We start from the raw sequence: 25,742 nt of genomic DNA, 5'->3' as shown, positions 1-25,742 counted from the left end.
CCTCTCCGCCAACCCTGGAGCCAATCGCCAAAGAGGGAAGCCCATGTTCAAGTCAATCAAAACGCGCATCATGTTTTTCAGCATCGCCTTGCTGGTCGCCAGCCTGGCGGTGGTGGGCGCGGTGTCGTTCTTCATCATCAAGCAGGACAACGACCGCACCGTCGAACGCAATGCGCATACCGTCGCCGATGGCTTCGCATCGACCATCAATACCTGGGTCGCAGCGAAGGCGGCGATGACCGCGGCGGCGGCCGACGGCGTGCTCGACGCCGATCCGGTGTTCGTCATCAAGCAATTGCAAAAGAGCGGCGATTTCTACGTCACCACCTTCGGCAAGGAAGACAAGAGCGCCTTCACCTCCAGCGCCGACGGCCTGCCGCCGGGCTACGACCCGACCCAGCGCGCCTGGTACCTGCAATCTGTGAAGGCCGGCAAGCCGGTCCTGACCAAACCCTATACCGACGTCGCCACCAAGAAGCCGATGGTGTCCTTCACCGCCCAGGTGAAGAAAGACGGCGCCATGGTCGGCGTGGTCGCGGCGGCGGTGTTCCTGGACGGCGTGAGCGAGGTGGTGCGCTCGATCCATCCGACCCCGGCCAGCTTCGCCTTCCTGGTCGACCGCGACGGCCTGATGCTGGCGCACCCCGAGGCGCAATGGGTCAACAAGCCGGCCAAGGAATGGAATCCGGAACTGACCGCCGACAAGCTCAACGCCATCGCGGGCGACGACAAGCCGGTCAAGATGGAACTCGGCGGCGCCACCAAGCTGGTGCGCCCGGTGCCGATCAAGGGCACCGAATGGACCCTGATCCTGGCCATGGATGAAGCCGACGCCAACGCCGGCATGCGCAGTGCCATGCGCTCGGCGATCGTGGCGCTGCTGCTGGTGGCGCTGGCGGCGGCGGCCATCATGAGCGTGATCACCTCCGCCGTGTTCAAGCGCCTGTCGCAGGTGCGCAATGCGATGAACGACATCAGCACCGGCAGCGGCGACCTGACCATGCGCCTGCCGGAGGACGGTGCCGACGAAGTGACCGAGATCTCGCATTCGTTCAACCAGTTCGTCGGCAAGATCACCGCCATCCTGCTCGACATCCGCAACAGCAGCGACACCGTGAAGGTCTCCTCCTCCGAAATCGCCACCGGCAACCAGGACCTGTCGGCCCGTACCGAACAGCAGGCCGGCTCGCTGGAAGAAACCGCCTCGGCGATGGAGCAGCTGACCTCCACCGTCAAGCAGAACTCGGACAATGCGCGGCGCGCCAACGAACTGGCCACCGCCGCTTCCAACATCGCCGCCCAGGGTGGCGAAGTGGTAGGCAACGTGGTGGCGACGATGGATGCCATCAATGCTTCCTCGCAAAAGATCGCCGACATCATCAGCGTGATCGACGGCATCGCCTTCCAGACCAACATCCTGGCGTTGAACGCGGCGGTGGAAGCGGCGCGCGCCGGCGAACAGGGACGCGGCTTCGCGGTGGTGGCATCGGAAGTGCGTTCGCTGGCGCAGCGCAGCGCGCAAGCCGCCAAGGAGATCAAGGACCTGATCGACTCCTCGGTGGCCAACGTGACCGAGGGCGGCGTGCTGGTGGCCAAGGCCGGCCAGACCATGGATGAGATCGTCAGCAGCATCCGCAGCGTCAACACCATCGTCGGCGAAATCGCCACCGCCAGCATCGAGCAAAGCGCCGGCATCGACGAGGTCAACCTGGCCATCACCCACATCGACGAAGGCACCCAGCAGAATGCCGCGCTCGTGGAGCAGGCCGCGGCAGCGGCGCAGTCGCTGCAGGACGAGGCGGCACGGCTGGCCACCATCGTCGGCGGCTTCAAGATGCGCTGAAGCTCCCCTCCCCAAGCATCTTCCGTTGCGCGTTTAGAACCTGTTCATGGCCTCGCCGTGAACAGGTCGAAATCATTTCAGGATGGAATAGGCAAGGGCCTGTTGCCATTCCATTTGCGAGTGCGAGCAGTCATCAGGCGTTGTCTACCTGGACGTGGCGACGCGCCGTAGTAGTACTACGACAAGAAGCCGCAACAACGACAGGTGACGCATGCCAATCCAATGAAGACGGTAGGATGCTCTGAGCCTTCTCTTGAGGAAGACCTATTTATTATCAAACAGGCCGGGATTCAATTTTTCGGATCTCAAAATATGCCACTAAGTGGTATACTTTAAATGAAGCGAGTATTCAAAACACGTTTCTTTCACCGCTGGATGCGCAAGTCAGGCATGGTGGATGCGGCTTTATGCGAGGCTGTCCAGGAGATGGCTGACGGATTAATCGATGCCGACCTTGGTGGCGGAGTAGTGAAAAAAAGAGTCGCTCTTTCGGGACGTGGCAAGAGTGGCGGTGCGAGGACGCTGGTAGCAACCAATCAGGGAAATCGTTGGTTTTTTGTATTCGGATTCGAGAAAAATGTACGCTCGAATATTAATGACAGTGAGCTTGAAGCGTTGCAAAGTCTTGCCGCAGACTTGTTATCTAAAACAGGGGCACAACTTGATCTTGCAGTAACAGAGGGTACGTTACAGGAGATTTGTAATGACAGCCAAGACTAAAGCCAAAAGTCCGATTCTCGATGCAGTGCATGAGACGGCGGTGGATTTGCATAGGCTTGGATTTATCGACAAGCGCAAAATGCAAAAATACGAAGCACTTTGCCTTGAGCCTGTGCCTGAATATGATGCTGAGAAAATTCGGGCTCTACGCGCCCGATTTCATTTGAGTCAAGCAGTTTTAGCTGCTGCACTCAATACGAGCGCGTCAACAGTGCGTAAATGGGAAGTGGGCGACAAGCGGCCAAGCGGCCCCTCTTTGAAGCTGCTGAATCTGATTGATCGAAAAGGACTTGAGATCGTGCTTTGATGCCGCCTGTCATGCGCGGCTTACGCCGCTACTCGGTCTGAACTGAGGTTTTATACGCTCCTAAAAAAATGCCGTTCAATGCTTGATTGAACGGCATTACTTTTCGGCGCGCGCTCCGGCAACCCCGGAGCGCGCATGCATCAACGAGCCGACAACACGCGCCGCGCCACCGACCACAGGATCAGCAGGAAGGCCAGCAACCCCAGCCACTGCCCGATGCCTTCAAAAGCGCCCGTCACCAATGCCAGCGGCGCGTCCTTGCCGGTGAAGCCGATCACCGCCGCCAGCAACACCCCCACCAGGCTTTCGCCGACGATCAGCCCCGACGCCACCAGGATGCCGCGCTGGCGCGGCCGCTCGGCGTAGTCGTCGAAGTCCTGGCCGAGCGCGGCGGCGCGGCGGCGCAAGCCGCCATCGATCAGCCATCCCAGCACCGCGCCGACGAACAGCGCCATGCTCACCGTCGGCGGCAGGTAGATGCCGATGCCGACCGCCAGTACCGGCAGGCGCGCCGTGCCGCCGCGGCGTTCCAGCAGCCAGTCCGCCACGATCAGCACGATGCCCAGCGCCACGCCGATCACCAGCATGGTCCAGTTCAGTTCGCGGGTGAAGATGCCGGTGGCGATGGCCGTCATCAGCGTGGCCTGCGGCGCGGCCAGGGCCTGCGCCGCGTCCATGCCGGCGCGCGGCAGCGCGCCGGTGAAGCCGTAGGCGTTGTACAGCAGGTTCAGCACCGGCGGGATGATGGCCGCGCCGACCGCGCAGCCGACCAGCAGCGCCACCTGCTGGCGCCACGGCGTGGCGCCGACCAGTTGGCCGGTCTTCAGGTCCTGCAGGTTGTCGTTGGCGATGGCCGCCACGGCGATGATGGCGGCGGTGACGAACAGCGCGATGGCGATCGCCAGCTTGCCGCCCTGCGGCGTGGCCAGCAGCGGATCGACCGCGCCCGACGCCAGCAGCAGCAAGGACACCAGGATCACCGCGACGATGCCGATGCCGGAGATCGGGCTGGACGACGATCCGATCAGGCCCGCCATGTAGCCGCAGGCCGCCGCCACCAGGAAACCGAAGATGAAGGCGAACGCCACGGCATAGGCGATCAGCCCGATGAACAGCGCGGGCGATACCGGCGCATCCGACAGGAAGGAAGCGAACACCGTCGCCAGCAAGGCGATCATGGCCAGGCTAATGGCGATGATCCAGGCCGGCGGCATATCGTGGTCGGTGCGGTCGGTGCGGTCGGTGCGGTCGGTGCGCTCGCCGCTGCCCTGCTGGCCTCGCGCCAGGGTCGACAGCGACACCTTGACGCCGTCCACCATCGGCTTGAACAGCCTGGCCAGCGTCCACACCGCCGCCACGCCGATCATGCCCGCGCCCATGAAGCGCACCTGGCCGCTCCAGATGCCGCTGGCGAAAGCCGATATCGCCGTGCCGGCATCGCGCGGCGTGACCGCGGTGAGATAGGGTACGGCAATGCCCCACGCGATCACCAGCCCGATCAGGATGGCGATGCCGGAGACGATGCCGATCATGTACCCGGCGCCGACCAGCGCCAGCGAGAAGCCGACCGGCAGGCGCAGCACGGAGGCGCCGGCCGAAAACCACAGGTTCATGTTCTCGGCGAACACCTTGAAGCCGCCGGCCACCAGGCTGAAGCCGGCCGACAACGCGCCGCCGAACAGGATGTCGCGCAGCCCGCGCCGGCTTTCCTCGCCGCCATCGGCGTCGGCGCTGCCCACGCGCAGGATCTCGGCCGCCGCCACGCCTTCGGGATAGGGCAAGTCGCTTTGCACCACCATCACGCGGCGCAGCGGGATCGAGAACATCACGCCCAGCATGCCGCCGGCGGCGCAGATGCCCAGCGTCTGCCAGAACGGGAAGCCGTGCCAGTGCCCCATCATCACCAGCCCGGGCAGGATGAAGATGATGGCCGACAGCGTGCCGGCGGCCGATGCCTGGGTCTGCACCATGTTGTTTTCGAGGATGTTGGCGCCGCTGAACAGGCGCAGCACCGCCATCGAGATCACCGCGGCGGGAATCGCCGACGAAAAGGTCAAGCCGACCTTGAGCCCGAGATAGACGTTCGATGCCGTGAAAACCACCGTGATCAGCGCACCCAGCACCATGCCGCGTAAAGTCAGCTCGGGCAGGCCGGCCCCATTGTCGTGATGCATGTCGAACTCCCTTATTAAGTAAGTGCAATCGTTTCTTATACCGCAAGAATCGACTAATTATCGTCAGACAAAATCCGATTTTTTAGGGCGATGCCATCTCCGCCGGCGCCGGGCCGGGAAACGATGAAGTTTTGCTATGATCCTGCGTTCCGGCTCCACGGCCATCATCCATGTCCAACCATGCGCAGATCCCACATCGCACAGTACGCCGGCGCGCTGCTTGCCGTCTCACTGCTGGCCCTGCCCGCCCTGGGGCAGAACAGTGCCGACAAGATCCTCAACCCTTATTCCGCCGACGTCAAAAAGGCCCTGGCCCCGTTGCCGGGTGAAAGCCCGCGCCCCGGCCTGGACAACGGCGGCAACGAAAGCCCCGCCTGCCGCGAGTTGCGCCTGAAGATCGAACGCGCGCGCAGCACCCCGCCGCCGCAATACGACGTATATCCCGAAGGTCCGCTGCGCGACGGCCGGCGCGACACCAATTACGCCCCCTCCTCCATTCCCGGCCCGGTCACCGCATCGACTTCGCGCGGCACCTTCCTCAAACCCGGCGGCACCGACTACGGCCAGCTCGGCCAGTTGGAAACCCGCTACATCAACGAATGCCGCTGATGAACAAACGACGCATGACCGTTCTCCTGCCGCTCCTGGCCGCCGCGCTGGCGCTGGGCGCCTGCTCGCCCAAATACAACTGGCGTGAAAGCAGCGACGACGGCGCCCACTTCGTGGTGCTGCTGCCCGGCAAACCGGCCCGCGTGACGCGCACGGTCGACCTCGACGGCCCCAAGGCCGAGATGAGCATGACCGCGGCTGAAATCGACGGCACCACGTTCGCGGTTGGCACCGCCGAGCTGGCCGACAATGCCGCCGCCGCGCGCGCGCTGGATGCGATGGCCGCCGCCCTGCTCAACAACATCGGCGGCAAGGCGCGCGAAGGGGCGGCCTTGCCGGGCAAGACCGGGGAATTCTCGCGTACGCTGGACCTGGATGCGCAAGGCACCGTGCGCGGCCGGCCGCTGCGGCTGGTGGCGCGGCTGGCGGCAAAAGGCCGGCGCGTCTACCAGGTGCTGATCCTGGGCGACGCAAAGGCCGTCACCGATGAGAATATCGAAACCTTCTTCGGCTCTTTCAAACCAACGTGACAACATGACCGGGACAGCGGGTATCCTGCCCGGCGAGCCGTGGCGACCGCCCATTTCCTGGGTCGGATGAAGCGCGGCTCTGATGACAAAAGCCCAAGGCGGGTAGTATTCTAGGACTTGTTCCGGACACGCCATAAAAGAAATGCCGGCATGGTTCGCAGCGCATTTCCCAGTGGTCCGGCGATCCCCGGCAGCACGCTTGGCCATACCGACAAAAATCGTTTCAAATCAAGGACTTCAGAGGAAATATGCTGATCACATTCAAATCGAAGGCAGCCGCCGATGTGGTGATGTACGAGTCGCACGCCAAGCCCATCCTGGACATGCTGCACAAGGATCTCGCCCGTGGCGTGATCACGGCGGCCGAGTCGGGCGATGCCATCGCCCTGCTGGAAAAGCAGATCACCGCCAGCAAGGCGCATGAAGCGGCCGAGGCGCTGGAGCGCGACATCAACGCCCACCACAACGCCAATACCGATGACCACAACCACGAAAAGATCGAGCCGGTGAGCTTCTCGGCGCGCGCCTATCCGCTGCTGGACATGCTGCGCGAAGCCAAGAAGGGCAACTACGACATCCTGTGGGGCGTCTGAGCTTCGGGCCTTGAACCGAACGATGCGCCGGCGGTTTCGCCGGCGCAAAAAAAGCGGCTGTCGCAATCGTCTGTTGCGGCAGCCGCTTTGCATTCGGGAGCGCGAGTCCCGCCCCCTGTTCCCGCCGCGCCTATCTCCGGCCGCGCAGTTCGGTAAGGTAGTACAGCAGCGCCGCGCACGGGAAAGCGAAGCCCAACCAGGCCACGCCGCTCCAGCCGGCCTGCGCGTAGATCCAGCCGCCCAGCCCGGAGCCGGCCGCGCCGCCGGCGAAGAAGGTGGCCATGAACAGGCCGTTCAGGCGGCTGCGGATCTCGCCGCCGAGCGCGTAGATCGCGCGCTGGCTCAGCACCAGGTTGGCCGACACCGCGAAGTCCAGCAGGATCGCCGCCAGCAGCAACAAGGCCAGCGCCACATCGCCCCCGCCCGGCGCCAGCAGCGGCAGCAGGAAAGACAGCGAGCCGCACAGCAGGGCCACCCCGGTGGCCGGGCGGCTCCAGCCGCGGTCGGCCAGGCGTCCGGCCACCGGCGCGGCGACCACGCCGATCACCCCGGCGAAGGCGAACAGGGCGATGCCCTTTTGCGACAGGCCGAATGCGGGACTGGCCAGCCACAGCGGCGAAGCGGTCCAGAACATGCTGAACGAGGCGAACAGCATGGCGTGGTAGAAGGCGCGGCGGCGCAAGACCGGCGTGGTCTTCACCAGCACCCACATCGACCCCATCAAGGCGCCATAGTGCATGCCGGCAGGCGGACGGCGCTGCGGCAAATGGCGCGACAGCACCACGCCCAGCGCCGCCACCAGCAGGGCCGACAAGCCGAAGATGGCGTGCCACCCGAACAGGTCCGCCACCAGGCTTGCCAAGGGACGCGCCAGCAAGATACCCAGCAGCAAGCCGCTCATGACGCTGCCCACCGCGCGCCCGCGCGTATGCGGCAGCGAGAAGTGGGCCGCGTAAGGCACCAGCACCTGGGCGCCCACCGAGGCCAGGCCGATCACCAGCACCGATACCAGCAGTTGCGCGGCGCTTTGCGCCAGGGCCGCGCCTGCCAGCCCAAGGCAGGTCGCCGCCAATCCGATCAGCACCAGCTTGCGGTTCTCGAACAGGTCGCCCATGGGTACGATGAACAGCAGCCCCAGGCCGTAGCCGACCTGCGTGAGCGTCACGATCAGGCCGGCGGCGCCCGGCGAGATGCCGGTGGCGCGGCTGATCGGGCCGATCAGCGGCTGGGCGTAATACAGGTTGGCGACGATGATGCCGCAGGCTGCGGCCAGCAATATCACCATCCAGCGGGGGATGTCCTGTTGTAGCGTCGTATCGGGGGGAGTGGCTTGCATGGTGTTGTTTTCCTTGCCAATGATGGCCGCCACTTTAGCCGAACCCGCAAATTCCTGTCGGCGAGGCCCCGGATGGTAAACTGGCGGCCCGCCCGCGCGCCGTTTTCAGCAAGAATTGACGTGATCCAGATTTCCCTTATTTCCCCTTCGGCCAAGGCCGATTCGCTGGCCTACCAGCTGGCCTATGCCGCCCAGGCGGTGGCCGGCGTGCGCGCAGGCAGCGCGCTGCCGCAGGCGCTGGCCCAGGTGTTCAGCCGCGCCGGCAGCCCGCCGCCGGCGCGCGGCGCCATCCAGGACATCAGCTACCGCGCCATGCGCCGGCTCGGCATTACCGACGCCCTGCTGGCGTTGCTGGCCAACAAGCCGCCGCAGCCCGAGGCCTTGCGCGGCCTGCTCGATTGCGCGCTGGCGCTGCTGGTGGATGAGGAAGAAGCCGGCTACGACAGCTTCACCGTGGTCGACCAGGCGGTCGAGGCGGCCGCCATCAGCCCGGACATGAGTTTCGCCAAGGGTGTGGTCAACGCCATCCTGCGCCGTTTCCTGCGCGAACGCGCGACCCTGATGCCACAAGCCGTCAAGACCCCGCCCGGCACCTGGAACTACCCGACCTGGTGGATCGACCGCCTGAAGGCGGCCTATCCCGAGGACTGGCAGCGCATCCTGCATGCCGGCAACCAGGCGCCGCCGCTGACGCTGCGCGTGAACCGCCGTCAAGCCACGGTTGAACAATATCTCGCCACGCTGGCCGCGGCCGGCATGCCCGGCCGCCAGGTCGGGCCGGCGGCGGTGCGGCTGGACAAGCCGGCGCCGGTGCAGCAGATCCCCGGTTTCGCCGAGGGCATGGCGTCGGTGCAGGATGCCGCCGCCCAGCTGGCCGCACTGCTGCTGGACGTGGCCGACGGCATGCGCGTGCTGGACGCCTGCGCCGCCCCCGGCGGCAAGACCGGCCACCTGCTGGAACTGGCCGACATCGACCTGCAGGCGCTGGACCACGATGCGCGCCGCCTGGCCCGCATCGACGAGAACCTGCAGCGCCTGGGCCTGCGCGCCCGGCTCACGGCCGGCGATGCCCGCGAAGGCGACTGGTGGGACGGCCAGCCGTTCGACCGCATCCTGGCCGACGTGCCCTGTACCGCCTCGGGCATCGTGCGGCGCCACCCCGATATCCGCTGGCTGCGCCGCAAGACCGATACCGCGCAGCTTGCAACACTTTCCGCGCAAATTTTGGACAATCTTTGGCAGATGCTCCTGCCGGGTGGTAAATTGCTGCTCGTAACTTGCTCGCTGTGGCCTCAGGAATCGGAGCAGCAGGCACTTGCCTTCGCGCAAAGAAACGACGCCATACGACTGCCAGCCCCAGGTCAACTGTTGCCGACTGCCAGCGCGGAAACCGACCATGACGGCCTGTTTTACGCGCTGTTCCAAAAAACTGGTGCATGAATTTGACGCAATCGGCCCTTTCCCTCTTTAGCCCGCAACGCAGCCAGCGCCCACCCCGGCTCTGGCTGCGCTTGGCATTGGCCGCATTGGCGGCGCTGTTGCTGCTGGCGGCCGGCGCGCCGGCCCGGGCGGCCGAGATCACTATCGCGCAAGCCGCGATCGAACCCAGCGACGAAGGCTACCGGCTGTCGGCGACCTATTCCTTCGAACTGAACCGCGGCCTGGAAGACGCCCTGACGCGCGGCGTGCCGCTGTATTTCACGACCGAAGTGCAGATGACGCGCCGCCGCTGGTACTGGTTCGACGAAACCAGCGTCTCGGCCACGCGCACCGTGCGCATCTCGTACAACGTCCTGACCCGCCAGTACCACACCGCCATCAGCGGCCAGCTGCAGCAAAGCTTCTCCAACCTGGAAGACGCCATGGCGCTGATCCGCCGGCCGCCGCGCTGGATCATCGCCGACAACAACACGCTCAAGTCCGGCGACGCCTATACCGTGGGCATGCGCATGCGGCTGGACGTGGCGCAGTTGCCCAAGCCGTTCCAGGTCAACGCGCTCAACAACAGCGACTGGCGGCTGTCCTCCGACTGGATCGAATTCACCTACAAACCCGAATGAGCCGCACCTTACGCTATCTGCTGGTGGTCGGCGGGGGCGTCATCAGCATCCTGCTGTTCCTGCTGGCATCGGCCTCCGAAAACTCCGCCCTGTTCGAGCAGCACTACCCGTGGCTGCTGTTTTTGAACGGCCTGGCCGCGATCTCGCTGCTGGGCCTGGTGCTGCTGCTGCTGACCCGCCTCTACAAGCGCTACCGGCGCGGCAAGTTCGGCTCCAAATTGCTGGCGCGGCTGGTGCTGATGTTCGCGCTCATCGGCATCCTGCCGGGCGCGGTGATCTACCTGATGTCGGTGCAGTTCGTCTCGCGCTCGATCGAATCCTGGTTCGACGTGCGCATGGAAGCGGCGCTGGAGTCCGGCCTGAACCTGGGCCGCAACGCGCTCGATTCGTCCTTGTCCGATCTCTCCTCGCGGGCGCGCAGCATGGCGCAGGAACTGTCGGACATGAGCGAGTCCGAACAGGTGACCTATTTCGCCCGCCTGCGCGACCAGAACAGCGAGATCGCCATCGTCAACGGCAACGGGCAGGTCATCAGCAGCGTCGGCGGCGCCATCGGCTCGCTCACGCCGGTGCTGCCCAGCGCCCAGGCGATGCGCCAGGCGCGCATCTCGCGCGGCTTCGCGGCGGTGGAAAGCGACGACTCGCGCCCGCCCAGCGGCGAATCCGATTCCGACGCCAACCTGCGGCTGCACGTGGTGGTGCTGATCCCCGGCTCCAGCAAGGGCCTTTCGCTGCAGAACGACACCCGCTACCTGCAGATCCTGCAGCCGGTGCCGGATTACCTGGCGACCAACGCCGAGACCCTACGCATCGCCTACAGCGAATACCAGCAGCGTTCGGTGTCGCGCTCCGGCCTGCGCAAGATCTACCTGGTGACCCTGACGCTCACGCTGCTGCTGGCCATCTTCGCCGCCATCGCCAGCGCCTTCCTGATCGCCAGCGACCTGGCCAAGCCGCTGCTGCTGCTGGCCGAAGGCACCAAAGCGGTGGCCGAGGGCAACCTCTCGCCGCGCCCCATCGTCAGCACCTCCGACGAACTGGGCACGCTCACGCAGTCGTTCAACACCATGACGCGCCAGCTGCTGGAAGCGCGCACCTCGGTGGAAAAAAACCGCGCCGAACTGGAGAACGCCAAGGCCTACCTGGAATCGGTGCTGGCCAACATGTCGGCCGGCGTGATCGTGCTGGACGGCCAGTTCAACATCGTCAGCAGCAACGACTCGGTGCCGCGCATCCTCGGCTACGATTTCTCGGGCGACATCGGCACCCCGCTGCAGACCATCGAAAGCCAGGCGCTGTTCGCCCAGGCCATCATCCGCGCCTTCTCCGAACAGCGCGCCCAGCAAAGCACCGAGGCGCCGCAAGACAGCCTGCACTGGCAGCGCCAGATCGAACTGCCGCGCCAGCCGGGCGCCGTACTCAATGAGGGCGACGGCCACGGCGACGCCGGCAAGCCGGACCAGGACAAGATCACCCTGTTCGCGCGCGGCTCGCACCTGCCGGTGGAAAACGGCGTGGGCTATGTGGTGGTGTTCGACGACATCAGCAACGTGATCTCGGCCCAGCGCTCGATCGCCTGGGGCGAGGTGGCGCGCCGCCTGGCGCACGAGATCAAGAACCCGCTGACGCCGATCCAGCTCTCGGCCGAACGGCTGCAGCACCGCCTGTCGGACAAGCTGATGCCCAACGACGCGGCGATCCTGGAAAAAGGCACCGCCACCATCGTCAACCAGGTCACCGCCATGAAACGCATGGTCGACGACTTCCGCGACTACGCCAGGACGCCCCCGGCCAAGCCGGCGGCGCTGGACCTGAACGCGCTGATCGAGGAAATCCTCAACCTCTACCTGTCCGGCGACGGCCGCGACGCCATCCATGCGCGCCTGGCGCCGGACATGGCCAAGGTCATGGGCGACGCCACCCAGTTGCGCCAGGTCATCCATAACCTGCTGCAAAACGCGCAGGATGCGGTAAGCGACGACGAGCAGCAGGCGCCGCGTATCGACCTGGTCACCGAACAGATCGAGATCGCCGGTCCCGACGGCGCGCGCCAGCCGGCGGTGCGCCTGTCGATCCTGGACAATGGCCCCGGTTTCTCGCCCAAGATCCTGGCGCGCGCCTTCGAACCCTACGTCACCTCCAAGCCCAAAGGCACCGGCCTGGGACTGGCCATGGTCAAGAAAATCGTCGAGGAACACGGCGGCCGGATCGATATCCAGAACCGCACCGATGGCAGAGGCGCAAAAATAGTAATTTTGCTGGTAAAGTTAGCACCTATTAATTAAGACTCAAGATTCGCGCGCATGCAGTCGCCGGGGAATCGGCAGTTCACCGAAACCCGTCCGCAACCGGACCGGACACTTGAACAATGAACTAGCAACGAGGAAAGCAGCACATGGCTAACATCCTGGTCGTCGATGACGAAATGGGTATCCGCGAATTGCTCTCAGAAATCCTGGGCGATGAGGGACATGTCGTGGCAACCGCCGAGAACGCGCAGCAGGCGCGCGAACTGCGCCAGAACAGCGTACCCGACCTCGTGCTGCTGGATATCTGGATGCCCGACACCGACGGCGTCACCCTGCTCAAGGAATGGCAACGCGACGGCCTGCTGACGATGCCCGTGATCATGATGTCCGGCCACGCCACCATCGACACCGCGGTCGAAGCCACCCGCATCGGCGCCCTCAACTTCCTGGAAAAACCGATCGCGCTGCAAAAGCTGCTCAAGGCGGTCCAGCAGGGCCTGTCGCACAGCCGCGAACCGGCGCGCCCGGCCAGCTACCGGCCAGCCCCGGTGGCCGCCGTCGCCAACGGCGGCGGCGAAAGCCTGCACGCGGCCGACCACATCGCCCCGATCGCCAGCTACGCGCCCGCCCTTGGCGGCGACCCGCTGCACCACGGCATCCCGGCCGCGTCCCCCTACAACCAGGTGGCCGACAATGCCGCCAACATCTCGTTCGACCTGCCGCTGCGCGAAGCGCGCGACGCCTTCGAGCGCGCCTATTTCGAATACCACCTGGTGCGCGAGAACGGCAGCATGACCCGCGTGGCCGAACGCACCGGCCTGGAACGCACCCACCTCTACCGCAAGCTCAAGCAACTGGGCGTGGAACCCGGCAAGCTGGCCAAGAAGAACCACTGAAAGAACCATCTGGCGGCGCGGCGCGCCATGCCGCCAGGCTTGGAAAAACAAGACAACAGGACCGCTTGGCGGTCCTGTTTTGTTTTTGCACAGCTCAGAATTTTCCTGATTCCCATTTCTATCCGCAGGGCGCATCCTGCCACCTAACGCTTCGTCGCCGGGGATGGCCGGTCTGCCAATTTGTTTGCGCCAGGGCAACGCAGCGGTGAACTTCCGTAGCACGGCTTCATCTACCCGGTAATCGCCGCATGGCAACGGGTATAGGGGAAATACGGCCAAAAGCCAAAGTTTCAGGCAGAAACGCCGTAACCGGACTTAGGGGCGCGTGCAAGCGCTGCCCCTGCAAAAGGTTCCGCACAGCATCACCACCCGGACTGCCGGGCTTGCTCTTGAAATTCCCAGTGAAGACGCCACTTCCTTTTCGAAGCAGTATTCCAGCATAAGGAGTCACTATGAATCTCATCTACAACAGTGAACAGTACAGCGTCGTCGAATTCGGTGCCGACACCGACCATGAAGCCCTGCGTTTTGGCGGCTACGAAATCATGGACAAGTCGGGCCAGCGGGAAATCTACATCGACGGCCCCGCCGCGGAACTGTTCCGCAAGGACGTGAAGGAGCTGATCGCCAGCGAACCGACGATGGAAGACATCGACACCTTCCTGAGCCGCTACGACGTGATGATGCGCCACCCGATGACGCTGCATTAATTCCGCCGTCCCCTGCTAACCCAATGAAAACGCCGCGCCTTCCAGCGCGGCGTTTTTTCTTTCTGCCCTACCTCTGCTGAAATCCTGGCGAACTGGCCCTAAAATTGCGCTTTCGCCTTCTTTTCCCCGCAGCCCGTGAATTCCTCACCCATCAGCAGCGCCCAGACCGGCGTGCATGAACAACTTGCCGGCCTGGTCGCGCGCCATGTCGCGCATCCGTTCCGCAAGCCCGTGGCCGATTACAACCGCCAGGCCTTCGAACACAGCATGGCGGCCTGGCGCGCCGCCGGCGAAGCGCCGCTGATCCTCGACACCGGCTGCGGCGTGGGCTTGTCGACGCTGAACCTGGCCGCGCAATACCCCGACCATTTCGTCATCGGTATCGACCAATCGGCCGACCGCCTGGCGCGCAACACCCACTGGGACGGCCCGGAACCGGCCAACCTGTGCTTCGTGCGCGCCGACCTGGTCGACTACTGGCGCCTGGCGCTGGATGCCGGCCTGCGTCCGGCGCGCCATTACCTGCTCTACCCCAACCCCTGGCCCAAGATCGGCCACCTCGCGCGGCGCTGGCACGGCCATGCGGTTTTCCCCGCCATCGTTGAATTGGGCGGCCAGATCGAATGCCGCAGCAACTGGCGCATCTACGTCGAGGAATTCTCCGCCGCGCTGAACCAGTTGAGCGGATTGCAAAGCATCGCCGAACCTTACGCCACCGACACCCCCATCACCCCTTTCGAGCGCAAGTACCTCGCTTCCGGCCACTCTCTCTGGCGCTGCCGCGCAAATCTGCCATGAATCTCGCCGTCATCGGACTGGTACTGACCGCCGCCCTGCTGCATGCCTCCTGGAATGCCTTGCTCAAAAGCAGCGCCGACCGCCTGGGGTCGCTCACGCTCATGACCATCGGCGCCGGCGTGGGCGCCATCCCGCTGGTGCTGTGGCGCCCGCTGCCGGAACCGGCCAGCTGGTTCTACATCGTCCTGTCCGGCATCCTGCATACCGGCTACAACCTGTTCCTGATCCGCGCCTACAAGATCGGCGACTTCGGCCAGTCCTACCCGATCGCGCGCGGCTCCTCGCCGCTGCTGGTGGCGCTGGGCGCCGCCGCGTTCGTCGGCGAACAACTCAGTTCCTACAGCGTGGCCGGCATCGCTCTGGTATCGGTCGGCATCGTCAGCCTGGCCAACCTGCGCGGCATCGGCCGGGGCGAGCACCTGTCCGCCCCGGCGGCCGCCTTCGCCACCGGCGCCTTCATCGCGGCCTATACCGTCACCGACGGCATCGGCGCGCGCCTGGCCGGCGATGCGGTTTCCTATGCCGGCTGGCTGTTCGTGCTCGACAGCGTCCCGCTGGCGCTGATCTACCTGCACAAGCACCGCCGTTCGCCGATCACCCTGGGCGAACGCGACACCTGGATCAGCCTGTTCGGCGGCGTCATGTCGCTGCTGGCCTACGGCATCGTCATCTGGGCCGTCACGCTGGCGCCGATGGGGATGGTCTCGGCGCTGCGCGAAACCTCGGTGCTGTTCGCGCTGCTGATCGGGGCTATCTTCCTGGGAGAAAAACTGACGCTGCGGCGGGTGCTGTCCTGCGCGGTGATTACCGCCGGCGCGGTGGTGCTGGGGATGCGGCATTGAATCAGCCCACCGCCTTCGCGCCGCGCCAACGCTCCGCCCAATCCTGCACGTAGAGAAAGAACACCGCCAATACCGTGACGCTGACCACACCGGCCATCCCCCAACTGGCCATCGCCGACTATGTGGAGCACGACGGATACGACCACCAGCTCCGGTGGCTGCGCAAGACCTGCGGGCAGAATGCCAGGCTGATGCGCCATACGGTCACCCGCTTCTTCCCCCGAAGGAACCCGCGTCGCCAATCCCGAGGGCGGCTATGTGCTCTGGGTGGAACTCCCCAGGAAAATCGACAGCCTGCTGCTCTACCAGCAGGCTCTTGAGCATGGGATCACGATCGGTCCCGGTTATATGTTCTCCGTTTCCAACCGCTTCCCCAATTTCATCCGGCTCAACTACAGCAGCGAGTGGACGCACGAAGTGGAACAGGCGGTGATCACTATCGGCAAGATCGCCACCAGTGCCATGCACTGAGTTCGACCAAAGGGTAGCTAGCTGTTTAGGAAAAGGTTATCCAAGCTGTGCAAAAACAGCGACCAGAATCAACCAAAGTATTTTTCTGCTTTGGTCAGCCACATCTCATATTAATTCTCAAGCGTGCTCTCTCATCCCCAATATTAATAATTCCAACGCCAGATGAGGAGTTATGCACACTGCATAACGAGACTTCTCTGCCTATTTTTTGAACTCGCAATAATTCTAGGTGACGACCGTACAACATCAAATCCCACTTGGATTTATTACCCACTTAAGAAAAGGGAATAAAAGTAATAGTACGCTCCATTTTCCCATTACTTAACAAAGAGCAATGCATGACGAAGCGACCATGCCTAGTTATTGGAGCCAGCGGGAATATCGGAGAAGAGATCGCTCTTCATCTAGCGGCTCAAGGTCGAACTCTTGCACTCGTGCATTCTGCGAAATCGAGCTGCTCCGAACGCATCCCGCCCAATGGTGAAAACATTCGCTGGTATGGCGTCGATGTCTGCGATAGCAACGGTGTCACTCAACTTATTAAGACCATTGAGCATGATTTTGGTACGCCCCCAGATCTAGTGTATTGCGCAGGCATCGTCAAGGATGGCGCGATTCCGCTCATTTCCGACGAAACCTGGCAATCCGTAATACAAACAAATCTAACCGGCGCTTTCCACTGTGTCAGAGCAGTAGCCAGATCCCTAATGGTGGTTGGTAATGGACGCATCGTGTTCATTGGTTCGGTATCGGCCACCAAGGGCAATCCCGGTCAGCTCAGCTATGCGGCTGCTAAAGGAGGGATGGAGTCCATGTGCAGGGTTATTGCTGTCGAACTCGGAAGATTTGGCATCACATGCAACGTTGTTTCTCCTGGGGCCATAGAAAGCCGCATGGTTCGGGATACACCCATGCCAGCAATTGAGCGCCTGCTCAAGAACACCCCTTTGCGCCAATTTGGCCAACCAACCGATGTGGCCGGATTGGTGACTTTTTTGTTAGGTGAAGATGGCCGGCACATCACGGGCCAAGTTATTCAGGTGGATGGCGGCATGACCGCTCTTTGACAACGAAGAAAGACCCATGCGATGGAAATTAAAAATAGTGAAATAAAAGAAATAGTGGAAATTGCTTTAGACCGTGAAATTGATGAATTCTCAATGAGTGCCAACTTTTATGAAACTTATGGCATGGATTCCTTGGGTGCCGTTGCCTTAGTCGTCGAGATACAGAAACGTTACGACGTGAGAATTCCTGATGAACGCATGCCCGATGTTTCTACAGGAGACCAACTCACGGCCATTGTAAAAGAATTGCTCAAGGCCAAAGACTAAGTGGAAATTTCCCCATGACTATCGAAACTCTCTTTCCACAACAGTTGGATTATCACCAAATCGTCAGATTGGTACCGTATCGCTCGCCATGGTTATTGCTCGACCGAGTAATTGCTTGGGATAACCGAAATATTACTGTCCAAAAATCGATATCAGGTTCAGATCCTATGATGGCAGCACATCTCGCTAATGGACCGTCAATTATGCCTGGTGTGCTTTATATCGAATTGGTTGGTCAAGCAACCATGCTACATAGCGTACTAAATACTGGTGTTACGGAAAAAAGCAAGCAAGAAAGCACAGCGGTTCTTGGACGTTGTAAAGGAGAGTTCATTTCACCGGCCTTTATCGGGGAAACCATCACCGCCGAAGTTACCGTCAGCGATCAAATTGCGGATAAAACAATTTATGAAGGGGTGGTACGCGCCGGCAATCGCCTCGTGTGCCGAGTTTCCGGCATGGGAGCAGTTGTGAATAAACCCGCCGCATCCATCTCTACCTAAACGGGGATTCCTTTGGCTAAAAATTATCCGCAAGCAATTGCCATTTCAAAGCAATGTTGTGCCATTGCCAATATAGGTAACACCTGGACTGAATGCTGGGAGTCATTATTGGCTGGTCGGCGAATTTTTTCACAAGGTTCTGAAATTATTCCTAGCTGGCCCGCTAGTCCTCCACTATCCGCTATTTTGAATTTCCCCGGATTGAAAAAGCAACCACCTTTCCGTCAGAGGACAGACGTTCTTGCTCGCATTGTAGGTCAACAAATGCGCGCAACTATTGATCTTTTTTTGACCACACACCCCACTGCCACACTGACATTGCTAATCGCCACTTCACATGGGAATCCAGGTCCACTCTCAGAAATAGCCGACGCACATTGCACTGGCGGTGAAATGTCCATGATTGATTCATCTACATGGAAAGGCATTGTGACGGACAACTTAATTACAGAGATAAATGCGGGTCTGAAAAGAGAACTTCCTGGCATTACCATGTCCGCGGCTTGTGCTTCTTCTCTGGTAGCAATCTCTTATGCTTCCGACCGCATAAACGCCAATCTTTGCGATGCGGTTCTGGTCGTTGCCATCGACACTCTCTCACGTGTCGCAACGGTTGGATTCAATAATATCGGAGCCATGTCACAACAAGGCTGCCGCCCTTATGACAGGTTCCGCGATGGCACCACTGTGGGAGAAGGCGCGGTCGCTATATTCCTGTCCAAAGAAAATCTACTTCCTGAACAAGACATATACGGATTAGTCACCGGAACCTCTGTATTCTGTGATGCCGCCCATATGGTTGAACCTAGTTCGAACGGCATCGCTACTGTCATACAAAACGCGTTAGAACAAGCACAGTTACAACCTTCCGATGTTCATGGAATCTTCTGGCATGGAACGGGTACTCGCCAGAATGACAAGGCCGAAGCTTCTGCTGCGCAGATTGTTTTTGGAAATAAGTCTCCATTAAGCACTTCTACCAAAGGATCGCTCGGACACACTATGGGTGCCTCTGGTGGTTTCAACGTCCTAGCCGCCTGTGAATCGATTCGTCAGAAAATCTTGCCCCATATAGCTAGCACCCAAGATTCGGAATTTGACAATCTCCATCTGGCACTGAACACCCCTCATCCCATTACATCAGGTCCCATACTGGTTACGGCACTTGGATTTGGAGGAATCAATGCTGCTATAACAATATCGCCGTCAAAGGGATTTCAATGAGTATCCATATCTTTGACAATGGGCCTTATGTCCGCGCTATTGGCTGGATCGATAAGCAAGATCACTCCGCACGTGTCGCCTCGCACTCCAATTGGGCTAGCCTAGAAAACCCCATCGACTTCAGTGACGCTAGCGACTATCGAGTTAAAGATACTGCAACGACTATCTGTCCCACCGATATTCCATTATCGGTCATGCACAACAGCGGCGTTACACGCGCACGTTCTGCCGCTAAGGGAACAATATTCGCAGCATTACTGGGTAAACAATTACTCAAGACTATTTCCGACAAAGAAAACTATCACGGTAATCATGTGGGCGTAGCTGTTGCTTCAAACTCGGCCATTACTTCAATAGCATGGGAATTCGAAACCGTTGGACTGAGTAAAGGCTGGGACAAAACCGATACTCTATTGCTGCCCAGTTCGATTCCCAGCTCTATTAGCACTCAGGTCTCAACGGCCCTTGGCACACATGCTGCCGCCATCGCCTTTCAGGATGGAGCATTCGGTATCTTCGCAGCAATTGAGTATGCACATTTGTCATTCATACATCGACGTTCTGATTACTTTCTAATCATTGGCGCCGAAGAAATTTGCCAAGTTCAATGCAATGCACTAGCAGCATTGGGAGATCAACGTCCATTGATAGACGGTGCCTCTGGGCTAATGTTAGTCAGAACTCCGAGTTCGGAAAATGATTGGCAACTGGCGCTTTCAGGCAACTTAAATGAAGGCACTGCGCATACCTTTCCAGAAGATTGGATAGATGCCGTAATGCTCCACATAGAAACCCCAAGCGATACCACGTTGTTCACCTCCCCTCTTGTTTCCTATGCCTTACATCATCTCTTTATAAGTGCGACATCCAAGGCTATTTTGAATTATCGACTACCTGGAAAAGGAAATTATGCCCTTGGCTTTACACGCCCCAATAGCCACTCCTGAATCACATGTGATAGTTGCTGGCCTATCGATGAAAATGAAGGTGGAAAATGCCGCACCTATCATTGGTGGACCAGCTATATATGCAGCGCTTGGAGTGCGTTACACCGCCATCAACACCACGTTACTAACCGCCGTCGGGAGAGATCTTACCGATGCCGATAACGCTATCGCCGCGTCTGTTGATGATGGCTATATTCCGCTTAGGAAAAAATTACCGCGCCCGATGATCACTTGGAACGGCCCCGCAATACTTGGCTCCATGGGAAAAGGCACCCTATCCGATAATCCGAGTCTTTGGCGCGCTATGCCTCCAGAGGATTACAGCATGGCCGGGCATACGCTCATTCTTGCCAATGGCGATCCTGACTGGTATGAAACATTACTGGCTTCATATACGCCATCTTTAGTTTTTATGGATGCGCATATTGAATGGCTACGCATGCGAGAAAAATCACTCAACGTTTGTCTGCAAAAAGCGCATGTCGTCACCATTACTGAAACCGAATACAAAGCACTGCCACTCTCCGCAAAATCTGGAGTCTCATTTGGTGGCCACGACAAGGTATTGATCATAAAACGTGGCTCACAAGGCATCACGATCATGGCCGGAAATGAATGTCGTGAACTTCCGTCGCCAAATCCTATAGCTATTCGTACCGATGTTGGCTGTGGCGATCTGCTTATTGGTTTATTAGCCGGTCATTTTTTGTCTTCGTCATCTGCGGAACTACCACAGATGCTAATTGATCGCCTGACACAGGCCTATCTTGCTTCGCTCATTCCACTAACCAAACTGATCGAATCCGATCGCCCAATTACTTTTATTGACTATTGTCTTAATCAATTCGAATCAAGGCAAAGTGAGAATGGAATCCGATAACAATACTGGCGAACCGACACCCAGGGACGATGTGAAGAAATTGTTTCCAGTCCTTTTTGTGTTTTTTTCCTTCGCCAACATGATTGTGTGTTTAGGCCTCGTAATGTTTGTCCAACATTCCGTCGCCTATATGTTATGTGCGCTGCTATACGCAGTCCTTATCGCTACCGAACTTCATTTTCACATCAAATCCCCAATCTCGGTCTCAATGTTAGGACTATATGTTGGAATAATTATCCTCGACTATTTCACCGAACAATATCAAGGATATGGTGGGGTTATTATTTTCGCTTGGCTGAGCCTGATTAGTGGTTTGTTACTACTATTTGGAATGCCATTCACAACGTTCTATTCCAAAGGCAGAGGAATAAAACAACTGCATTACACCATTTCCACTCTCTGGTTCGTCGTTTACACCTTCTCATTAATGACGAGCGCATTGTTAATACCGCACGTCTCCTTTCTGATCGTTCCCTATCTCCTTTGTATTGGCTGCGGCTTTCTTACGATTTTCTTTAATTTCGTTTGGTTCGGCAAAAGAAACGAACTGCAGCCCTATTTTTTAATAGGTGATTTATCGTTTCGCAAAATCACTCCTCACTCTACTGACTTCAACCGCTTCTGTCATTTTTATGCTCAACAAACCTACCATTCCATTGACGATGGGAGCGGGAAAACAAAGGGAGAAATCGTCGACGACCTCGCCAATCATGAACGACAACTAGAAAAAGTTTCTCATATATTCATCGCCGAGCATAAAGAGAAAATTATTGGCTGCATTCGCTGCATCGTGGATAAGAGAAACTCCTCTTTTTCAATGGAAAAAGATATGCAGCTCTCTTTTGACCCCTTACGCCGTATTGGAAAAATACTGTACGTTGGACGTTTAGCTGTTGATCCTATTTATCGAGACCGGCCAGATGTATTAAACGGATTATTTAAATGCTTCGCTGAGCTGGCTCTCAGCAAAGACATATCGTTTGTTGTTGCTGAGAGTTTCGCTTCTCGACTGCCAACTTATCTCAAATTAGGTTTCGAAATACTGTTTGATCGCTCAAGGAAACACCATGCTTATATGTCAGAAAACCATATTTGCCATCCGGTCTGCCTTAACTTTTCGAAACTTATCGTTTATCGAAACGAGTCCTATCTGAATAAGTATCAATTTTCTGAATTTATAAATAAATATCTTGCTGAACGCTGGTACAAGCGCATCGCTTTATGGAAGTTATTTAAACCATCGTCTCGCTGGCCTTGGCGCATCAGTTTTCAGCAAATTCAGATGATCCTTTAACTTAATTCCCATCACTGAACGACATGAACATTTCTAGATATTTCGTCAAACTGGTGACGATTTTGATTACTGCATTTACCACCATCATCTGCATGGCAGCACAAGAAATCCCCTATGGGGTGATCGATAGACAAAAACTCGACGCCGTTTTGCGCGATGCCAAAACACATTTGCTGACGCATGAAAATGACGTGACGTGGTTAAAGACTGCAGGTATTGCAAGCCACCAGCTTGCCAATATGAAAGTCACTGGAGCTAGTGACAATGCTGTCAATTATCTGAAAAAAGCCTCGGAGCTAGAGCCGAATAATGCTGAAATCTTGGCCTATCTAGGTAGTTCCTATGCGATGGCGGGGCGCGACAGCAGCTTTGTCGTTAATAAAGTCAGCAATGTGAATAAAGGACTCGCTGCACTAGACAAAGCAGTCAAAAAAGATCCAAGCAATTTAACCGTGCGCTTTATTCGTGGCAGCGTTTCCTACAGTCTGCCCGCTATGTTTTCACGCAAAACCACTGCTGAGAACGACTTTCTCTTTTTCACCAGCGAAGCCGAATCAGGAGTACAGATCGCCCCCAACAAACTGGCTGAAGCCTATTACAAGCTAGGAAAAATAGCTGATGAGAAAAAACAGAAGGACGAAGCGAATGCCTTCTATACGCAAGCGAAAAAGGCATCACCACAATCGGATTGGGCCCAGCAAGCAGATAAGGCAATGAAATGATCAGACTCATGGATGTTTCTCATCGCTATCGCATTGGTAATCAGGTGACCCATGCGCTACGCCATCTGGAGTTCAATGCGGAGCCAGGCGAAATTATCGCCATTACCGGCCCATCCGGCAGCGGCAAGTCGACATTGCTGAGCATCATGGGCTGTTTGCTCAAACCAAGCGAAGGTACTGTCAGTGTAATGGGAAACAACCTGGATACGCTTGATGACGCGGGAAAAGCAACTTTACGACGTAATCATTTAGGTTTTATCTTCCAAGCATTCAATCTGATTCCGGTACTTAATGCCATCGAGAACGTAGAGTATCCCTTGATCTTGTGCGGTGTTAATGGCAAAGAAAGAAAGCAACGCGCCGAACGGATGTTGGCAACTGTGGGACTGCAACAGCAAATGAAGAAACGCCCGAATCAACTCTCTGGCGGGCAAAAGCAACGCGTTGCCATTGCCCGCGCGCTCATTGCTGCACCCGACTTTGTTTTTGCGGATGAGCCAACAGCCAATCTTGATAGCCGTACCGCAGCTGATCTCCTGGCATTAATGTCGGATCTGAATAAAGAGATGAATACGACGTTTATTTTTTCTACCCACGACCCCAAGGTTTCTGCTTTTTCCCATCGGCAGCTTCGTCTTGAAGATGGAATGCTAATCCAATGAATATTGGTCGGCTTGCGTTCAGAAATATTTTCCGCAATAAGCGACGCACCGCCATCACCTTTATGTCTATCGTTGCGGCCTCCGCCGCGATCATTGTTTTCGGCGGTTTCATTGCCTTCTCCTTCGAAGGTTTGAGAGAAACCACGATTCGCACCCAGCTCGGTCACCTACAAATCGCCAAGAAAGGATATTTCGACCAAGGCGCCGGCCTGTCCGAAAGTTTTCTCATTGCCGATCCAGCCCGTATTGAGCGCGATATCAGGCAATCACCGTTAGTCAACACCACCACTTGGCGCTTGACCGGTTCTGGTTTGATCAGCTCCGGCGAAACCTCGCTCTCGGCTCGTTTGGTTGGCATCATTCCCGAGCGGGAAGAGGATTTCACGGCATTCGAAACAATCATCGCAGGTACACACTTAGATCAAGACACGCCTGAAGGTTGTGTCATCGGAACAGGATTGGCGAAAGGATTGAACGCAACCGAAAATACCACTTTGACCATTCTCGGAACCACCCTGAACGGGATGATCAATGCCCTGGATTGTAATGTGGTTGGCATCGTCAGAACTGCCTCGAAAGACTATGACAATGTGTACGTCAAAGTACCTCTATCGCTGCTACAGCGCCTTTTCGACACTACCAAAGTTGAGAAGATTCTAGTGCTTGCCAACGATACCGATCAGATGCCATCCATTGAAAAACTGGCAGCGCAGAGCATTGCTGGCGATCCGTCTCTTGAATACAAATCTTGGCTGGAATTGGCCGAATTTTATCGTGGCGTAGTCAATCTCTATACCAGTATCTTTAAACTGGCTTCCATCGTATTGGGGATAGTGATCTTTCTGAGCATCGCCAATACCATGAGCATGTCCGCCTTTGAGCGCTTCAATGAAATCGGCGCGCTACGTGCCATCGGCCAGACACGGGCAGGCATCATCAAAATGTTTGTTTACGAAGGGACACTAATCGGCCTTATTGGCAGTTCCCTGGGCTTATCGGCAGGTACTCTTCTGGCATGGGGCATCAACCTGACTGGCGGTATCACGGTGCCTGCCCCACCAGGGATGTCCACGGGTTATACCGCGCTCATCAAGCTAAGCCCTCCAGCCTTCCTTTATTCCTTTTTCACGGCACTGCTGGCATCCGTATTGTCATCGTTCTATCCGGCCTGGCTGGCATCACGCATCGACATTATCCGAGCATTGCACCACACATGAATATCATCAAATTTATCTTTTTCACTACGACGCTATTTTCCGCAATACCCCAGACTGTGCTTGCGCAAGAAATCGATGAGGTTGATACGACATCCATTCTTGAAAAAGTCGATGCCATCCGTTCTCCTTCGGAGAATTTCGTCTTCACTGTCAAGGTGGACTCCCAGACTTCCACCTTGAAAAACGAAAGCGAATTCGAAGTATTGGTGCACAACCGCACCAAAAGCCTAGTTCTGTACCGACAACCGATTAAACAGCGCGGCCGAGCGCTACTGCTGGACGGCCCTAACATGTGGATCTACATTCCAGGCACCAATCGCCCGGTTCGCATCTCCCCGCAACAGCAACTCACTGGTGCGGTATCGAATGCCGATGTTGCCCGAGTCGTCTTCAGTCTCGACTATCGTGTGGAACGCATTGAAAAGCAGCGCATAGATGACCTACCTGCATTCAAGCTTGAACTACGCGCCCGGCAAAGCAACATCCCCTATCAGTATGTGCAGCTATGGATCACGCAGAAAGATCTACATCCCTTGAAAGCGGATTTCTTTTCGCTGTCCCAAAAGCTGATCCGCACTATCCACTATGAGGGATATAAGAACATACTTGGCCAACAACGCCCTACCACTCTCAAAATTTCCGATGCCATCAATCCATCGGTGAAGGCAACACTGACTTATTCCAATTTCAAAATCCAGGATACCCCGCCAGAGTATTACCAGCCGTCCTATTTAGAGAGGCTAGCAAATTAAAAAATGTATTCCTTGCTGGATATTTTCCTTACTCTGTTTTTACGCAAATATTGCTTTTACCGCTGACTT

At 58.1% G+C, this 25,742-nt stretch carries 26 protein-coding genes and 1 pseudogene; 25 read left to right on the top strand and 2 right to left on the bottom strand.

Annotated features, from left to right (window positions below; translation table 11 throughout):
* Positions 1-43 precede the first annotated feature (43 nt).
* The 3 genes from J7548_RS14765 (at position 44) to J7548_RS14755 (ending at position 2,870) form a co-directional block, all read left to right on the top strand.
* Positions 44-1,843 (top strand): methyl-accepting chemotaxis protein, encoded by a 1,800-nt coding sequence (locus J7548_RS14765; protein WP_290975532.1) that lies wholly within the window; start codon positions 44-46, stop codon positions 1,841-1,843.
* Between the two features lie 336 nt (positions 1,844-2,179).
* Positions 2,180-2,563 carry a type II toxin-antitoxin system RelE/ParE family toxin gene (locus tag J7548_RS14760; RefSeq protein ID WP_290975529.1) on the top strand — a complete coding sequence of 128 codons (384 nt, stop codon included), beginning with the start codon at positions 2,180-2,182 and terminating at the stop codon, positions 2,561-2,563.
* A complete protein-coding gene (locus J7548_RS14755; protein WP_290975527.1) occupies positions 2,547-2,870 on the top strand; it encodes a DNA-binding transcriptional regulator in 324 nt (107 codons plus the stop codon). The genes J7548_RS14760 and J7548_RS14755 overlap by 17 nt, the downstream gene beginning before the upstream one ends.
* Before the next feature lie 140 nt (positions 2,871-3,010).
* On the opposite strand, the gene J7548_RS14750 is transcribed toward J7548_RS14755, so the two are convergent.
* Positions 3,011-5,044 carry an oligopeptide transporter, OPT family gene (locus tag J7548_RS14750; RefSeq protein WP_290975525.1) on the bottom strand — a complete coding sequence of 678 codons (2,034 nt, stop codon included), beginning with the start codon at positions 5,042-5,044 and terminating at the stop codon, positions 3,011-3,013.
* A gap of 180 nt (positions 5,045-5,224) precedes the next feature.
* Between J7548_RS14750 and J7548_RS14745 the strand changes: the two genes are divergently transcribed.
* The 3 genes from J7548_RS14745 to J7548_RS14735 all read left to right on the top strand — a co-directional run bounded on the left by J7548_RS14745 (position 5,225) and on the right by J7548_RS14735 (position 6,776).
* Complete coding sequence (locus J7548_RS14745; protein ID WP_290975523.1) at positions 5,225-5,653, top strand: hypothetical protein; 429 nt, start codon at positions 5,225-5,227, stop codon at positions 5,651-5,653.
* Entirely contained in the window at positions 5,653-6,183 is a 531-nt protein-coding gene (locus tag J7548_RS14740) for a hypothetical protein (RefSeq protein WP_290975521.1), read from the top strand. The genes J7548_RS14745 and J7548_RS14740 overlap by 1 nt, the downstream gene beginning before the upstream one ends.
* A 248-nt stretch (positions 6,184-6,431) precedes the next feature.
* A complete protein-coding gene (locus tag J7548_RS14735) occupies positions 6,432-6,776 on the top strand; it encodes a DUF1840 domain-containing protein (protein ID WP_290975519.1) in 345 nt (114 codons plus the stop codon).
* A gap of 130 nt (positions 6,777-6,906) precedes the next feature.
* Here J7548_RS14735 and J7548_RS14730 read toward each other — a convergent pair whose 3' ends face one another.
* A complete protein-coding gene (locus J7548_RS14730) occupies positions 6,907-8,112 on the bottom strand; it encodes an MFS transporter (protein ID WP_290975517.1) in 1,206 nt (401 codons plus the stop codon).
* A gap of 120 nt (positions 8,113-8,232) precedes the next feature.
* Here J7548_RS14730 and rsmB point away from each other — a divergent pair, with 120 nt between their 5' ends.
* The 19 genes and pseudogenes from rsmB to J7548_RS14635 all read left to right on the top strand — a co-directional run bounded on the left by rsmB (position 8,233) and on the right by J7548_RS14635 (position 25,673).
* Positions 8,233-9,552, top strand: a complete 1,320-nt coding sequence (rsmB, locus tag J7548_RS14725; RefSeq protein WP_290975515.1) for a 16S rRNA (cytosine(967)-C(5))-methyltransferase RsmB — start codon at positions 8,233-8,235, stop codon at positions 9,550-9,552.
* A complete protein-coding gene (locus J7548_RS14720; RefSeq protein WP_290975513.1) occupies positions 9,549-10,172 on the top strand; it encodes a DUF4390 domain-containing protein in 624 nt (207 codons plus the stop codon). The genes rsmB and J7548_RS14720 overlap by 4 nt, the downstream gene beginning before the upstream one ends.
* Positions 10,169-12,457 carry an ATP-binding protein gene (locus J7548_RS14715; RefSeq protein WP_290975511.1) on the top strand — a complete coding sequence of 763 codons (2,289 nt, stop codon included), beginning with the start codon at positions 10,169-10,171 and terminating at the stop codon, positions 12,455-12,457. Before J7548_RS14720 ends, J7548_RS14715 begins: the two co-directional genes overlap by 4 nt.
* Before the next feature lie 110 nt (positions 12,458-12,567).
* Positions 12,568-13,317: a response regulator gene (locus J7548_RS14710; protein ID WP_290975509.1), complete on the top strand. Its 750-nt coding sequence runs from the start codon at positions 12,568-12,570 to the stop codon at positions 13,315-13,317.
* Between the two features lie 452 nt (positions 13,318-13,769).
* Positions 13,770-14,027 (top strand): DUF3567 domain-containing protein, encoded by a 258-nt coding sequence (locus tag J7548_RS14705; RefSeq protein ID WP_290975507.1) that lies wholly within the window; start codon positions 13,770-13,772, stop codon positions 14,025-14,027.
* A 135-nt stretch (positions 14,028-14,162) separates the two neighbouring features.
* Complete coding sequence (locus J7548_RS14700; protein WP_290975505.1) at positions 14,163-14,825, top strand: methyltransferase domain-containing protein; 663 nt, start codon at positions 14,163-14,165, stop codon at positions 14,823-14,825.
* Positions 14,822-15,667, top strand: a complete 846-nt coding sequence (locus J7548_RS14695; protein ID WP_290975503.1) for a DMT family transporter — start codon at positions 14,822-14,824, stop codon at positions 15,665-15,667. Before J7548_RS14700 ends, J7548_RS14695 begins: the two co-directional genes overlap by 4 nt.
* A 77-nt stretch (positions 15,668-15,744) precedes the next feature.
* Positions 15,745-16,138, top strand: a pseudogene (locus tag J7548_RS14690) (aminotransferase class I/II-fold pyridoxal phosphate-dependent enzyme); the annotation flags it as partial.
* Positions 16,139-16,476: 338 nt separating this feature from the next.
* A complete protein-coding gene (locus J7548_RS14685; protein WP_290975501.1) occupies positions 16,477-17,205 on the top strand; it encodes an SDR family oxidoreductase in 729 nt (242 codons plus the stop codon).
* Between the two features lie 21 nt (positions 17,206-17,226).
* Positions 17,227-17,472: an acyl carrier protein gene (locus J7548_RS14680; protein ID WP_290975499.1), complete on the top strand. Its 246-nt coding sequence runs from the start codon at positions 17,227-17,229 to the stop codon at positions 17,470-17,472.
* A gap of 14 nt (positions 17,473-17,486) precedes the next feature.
* A complete protein-coding gene (locus J7548_RS14675; RefSeq protein ID WP_290975497.1) occupies positions 17,487-17,975 on the top strand; it encodes a hypothetical protein in 489 nt (162 codons plus the stop codon).
* Between the two features lie 12 nt (positions 17,976-17,987).
* Positions 17,988-19,199 (top strand): beta-ketoacyl synthase N-terminal-like domain-containing protein, encoded by a 1,212-nt coding sequence (locus J7548_RS14670; protein ID WP_290975495.1) that lies wholly within the window; start codon positions 17,988-17,990, stop codon positions 19,197-19,199.
* Positions 19,196-20,146: a hypothetical protein gene (locus tag J7548_RS14665; RefSeq protein WP_290975493.1), complete on the top strand. Its 951-nt coding sequence runs from the start codon at positions 19,196-19,198 to the stop codon at positions 20,144-20,146. Before J7548_RS14670 ends, J7548_RS14665 begins: the two co-directional genes overlap by 4 nt.
* Positions 20,115-21,026, top strand: a complete 912-nt coding sequence (locus J7548_RS14660) for a hypothetical protein (RefSeq protein ID WP_290975491.1) — start codon at positions 20,115-20,117, stop codon at positions 21,024-21,026. The genes J7548_RS14665 and J7548_RS14660 overlap by 32 nt, the downstream gene beginning before the upstream one ends.
* Positions 21,013-22,320: a GNAT family N-acyltransferase gene (locus J7548_RS14655; protein ID WP_290975489.1), complete on the top strand. Its 1,308-nt coding sequence runs from the start codon at positions 21,013-21,015 to the stop codon at positions 22,318-22,320. The genes J7548_RS14660 and J7548_RS14655 overlap by 14 nt, the downstream gene beginning before the upstream one ends.
* Positions 22,321-22,343: 23 nt before the next feature.
* The gene (locus J7548_RS14650; RefSeq protein ID WP_290975487.1) at positions 22,344-23,042 is read left to right on the top strand and encodes a hypothetical protein; all 699 of its coding nucleotides are present in this window, start codon (positions 22,344-22,346) and stop codon (positions 23,040-23,042) included.
* Complete coding sequence (locus J7548_RS14645) at positions 23,039-23,704, top strand: ABC transporter ATP-binding protein (RefSeq protein ID WP_290975485.1); 666 nt, start codon at positions 23,039-23,041, stop codon at positions 23,702-23,704. Before J7548_RS14650 ends, J7548_RS14645 begins: the two co-directional genes overlap by 4 nt.
* Complete coding sequence (locus J7548_RS14640; RefSeq protein WP_290975483.1) at positions 23,701-24,921, top strand: FtsX-like permease family protein; 1,221 nt, start codon at positions 23,701-23,703, stop codon at positions 24,919-24,921. The genes J7548_RS14645 and J7548_RS14640 overlap by 4 nt, the downstream gene beginning before the upstream one ends.
* Complete coding sequence (locus J7548_RS14635) at positions 24,918-25,673, top strand: outer membrane lipoprotein-sorting protein (protein WP_290975481.1); 756 nt, start codon at positions 24,918-24,920, stop codon at positions 25,671-25,673. The genes J7548_RS14640 and J7548_RS14635 overlap by 4 nt, the downstream gene beginning before the upstream one ends.
* The last annotated feature ends 69 nt before the right edge of the window (positions 25,674-25,742 follow it).

The organism is Herbaspirillum sp. (genome assembly GCF_017744395.1).
Lineage (GTDB): Bacteria > Pseudomonadota > Gammaproteobacteria > Burkholderiales > Burkholderiaceae_D > Herbaspirillum.
This window is presented reverse-complemented; position numbering and strand designations above follow the sequence as displayed.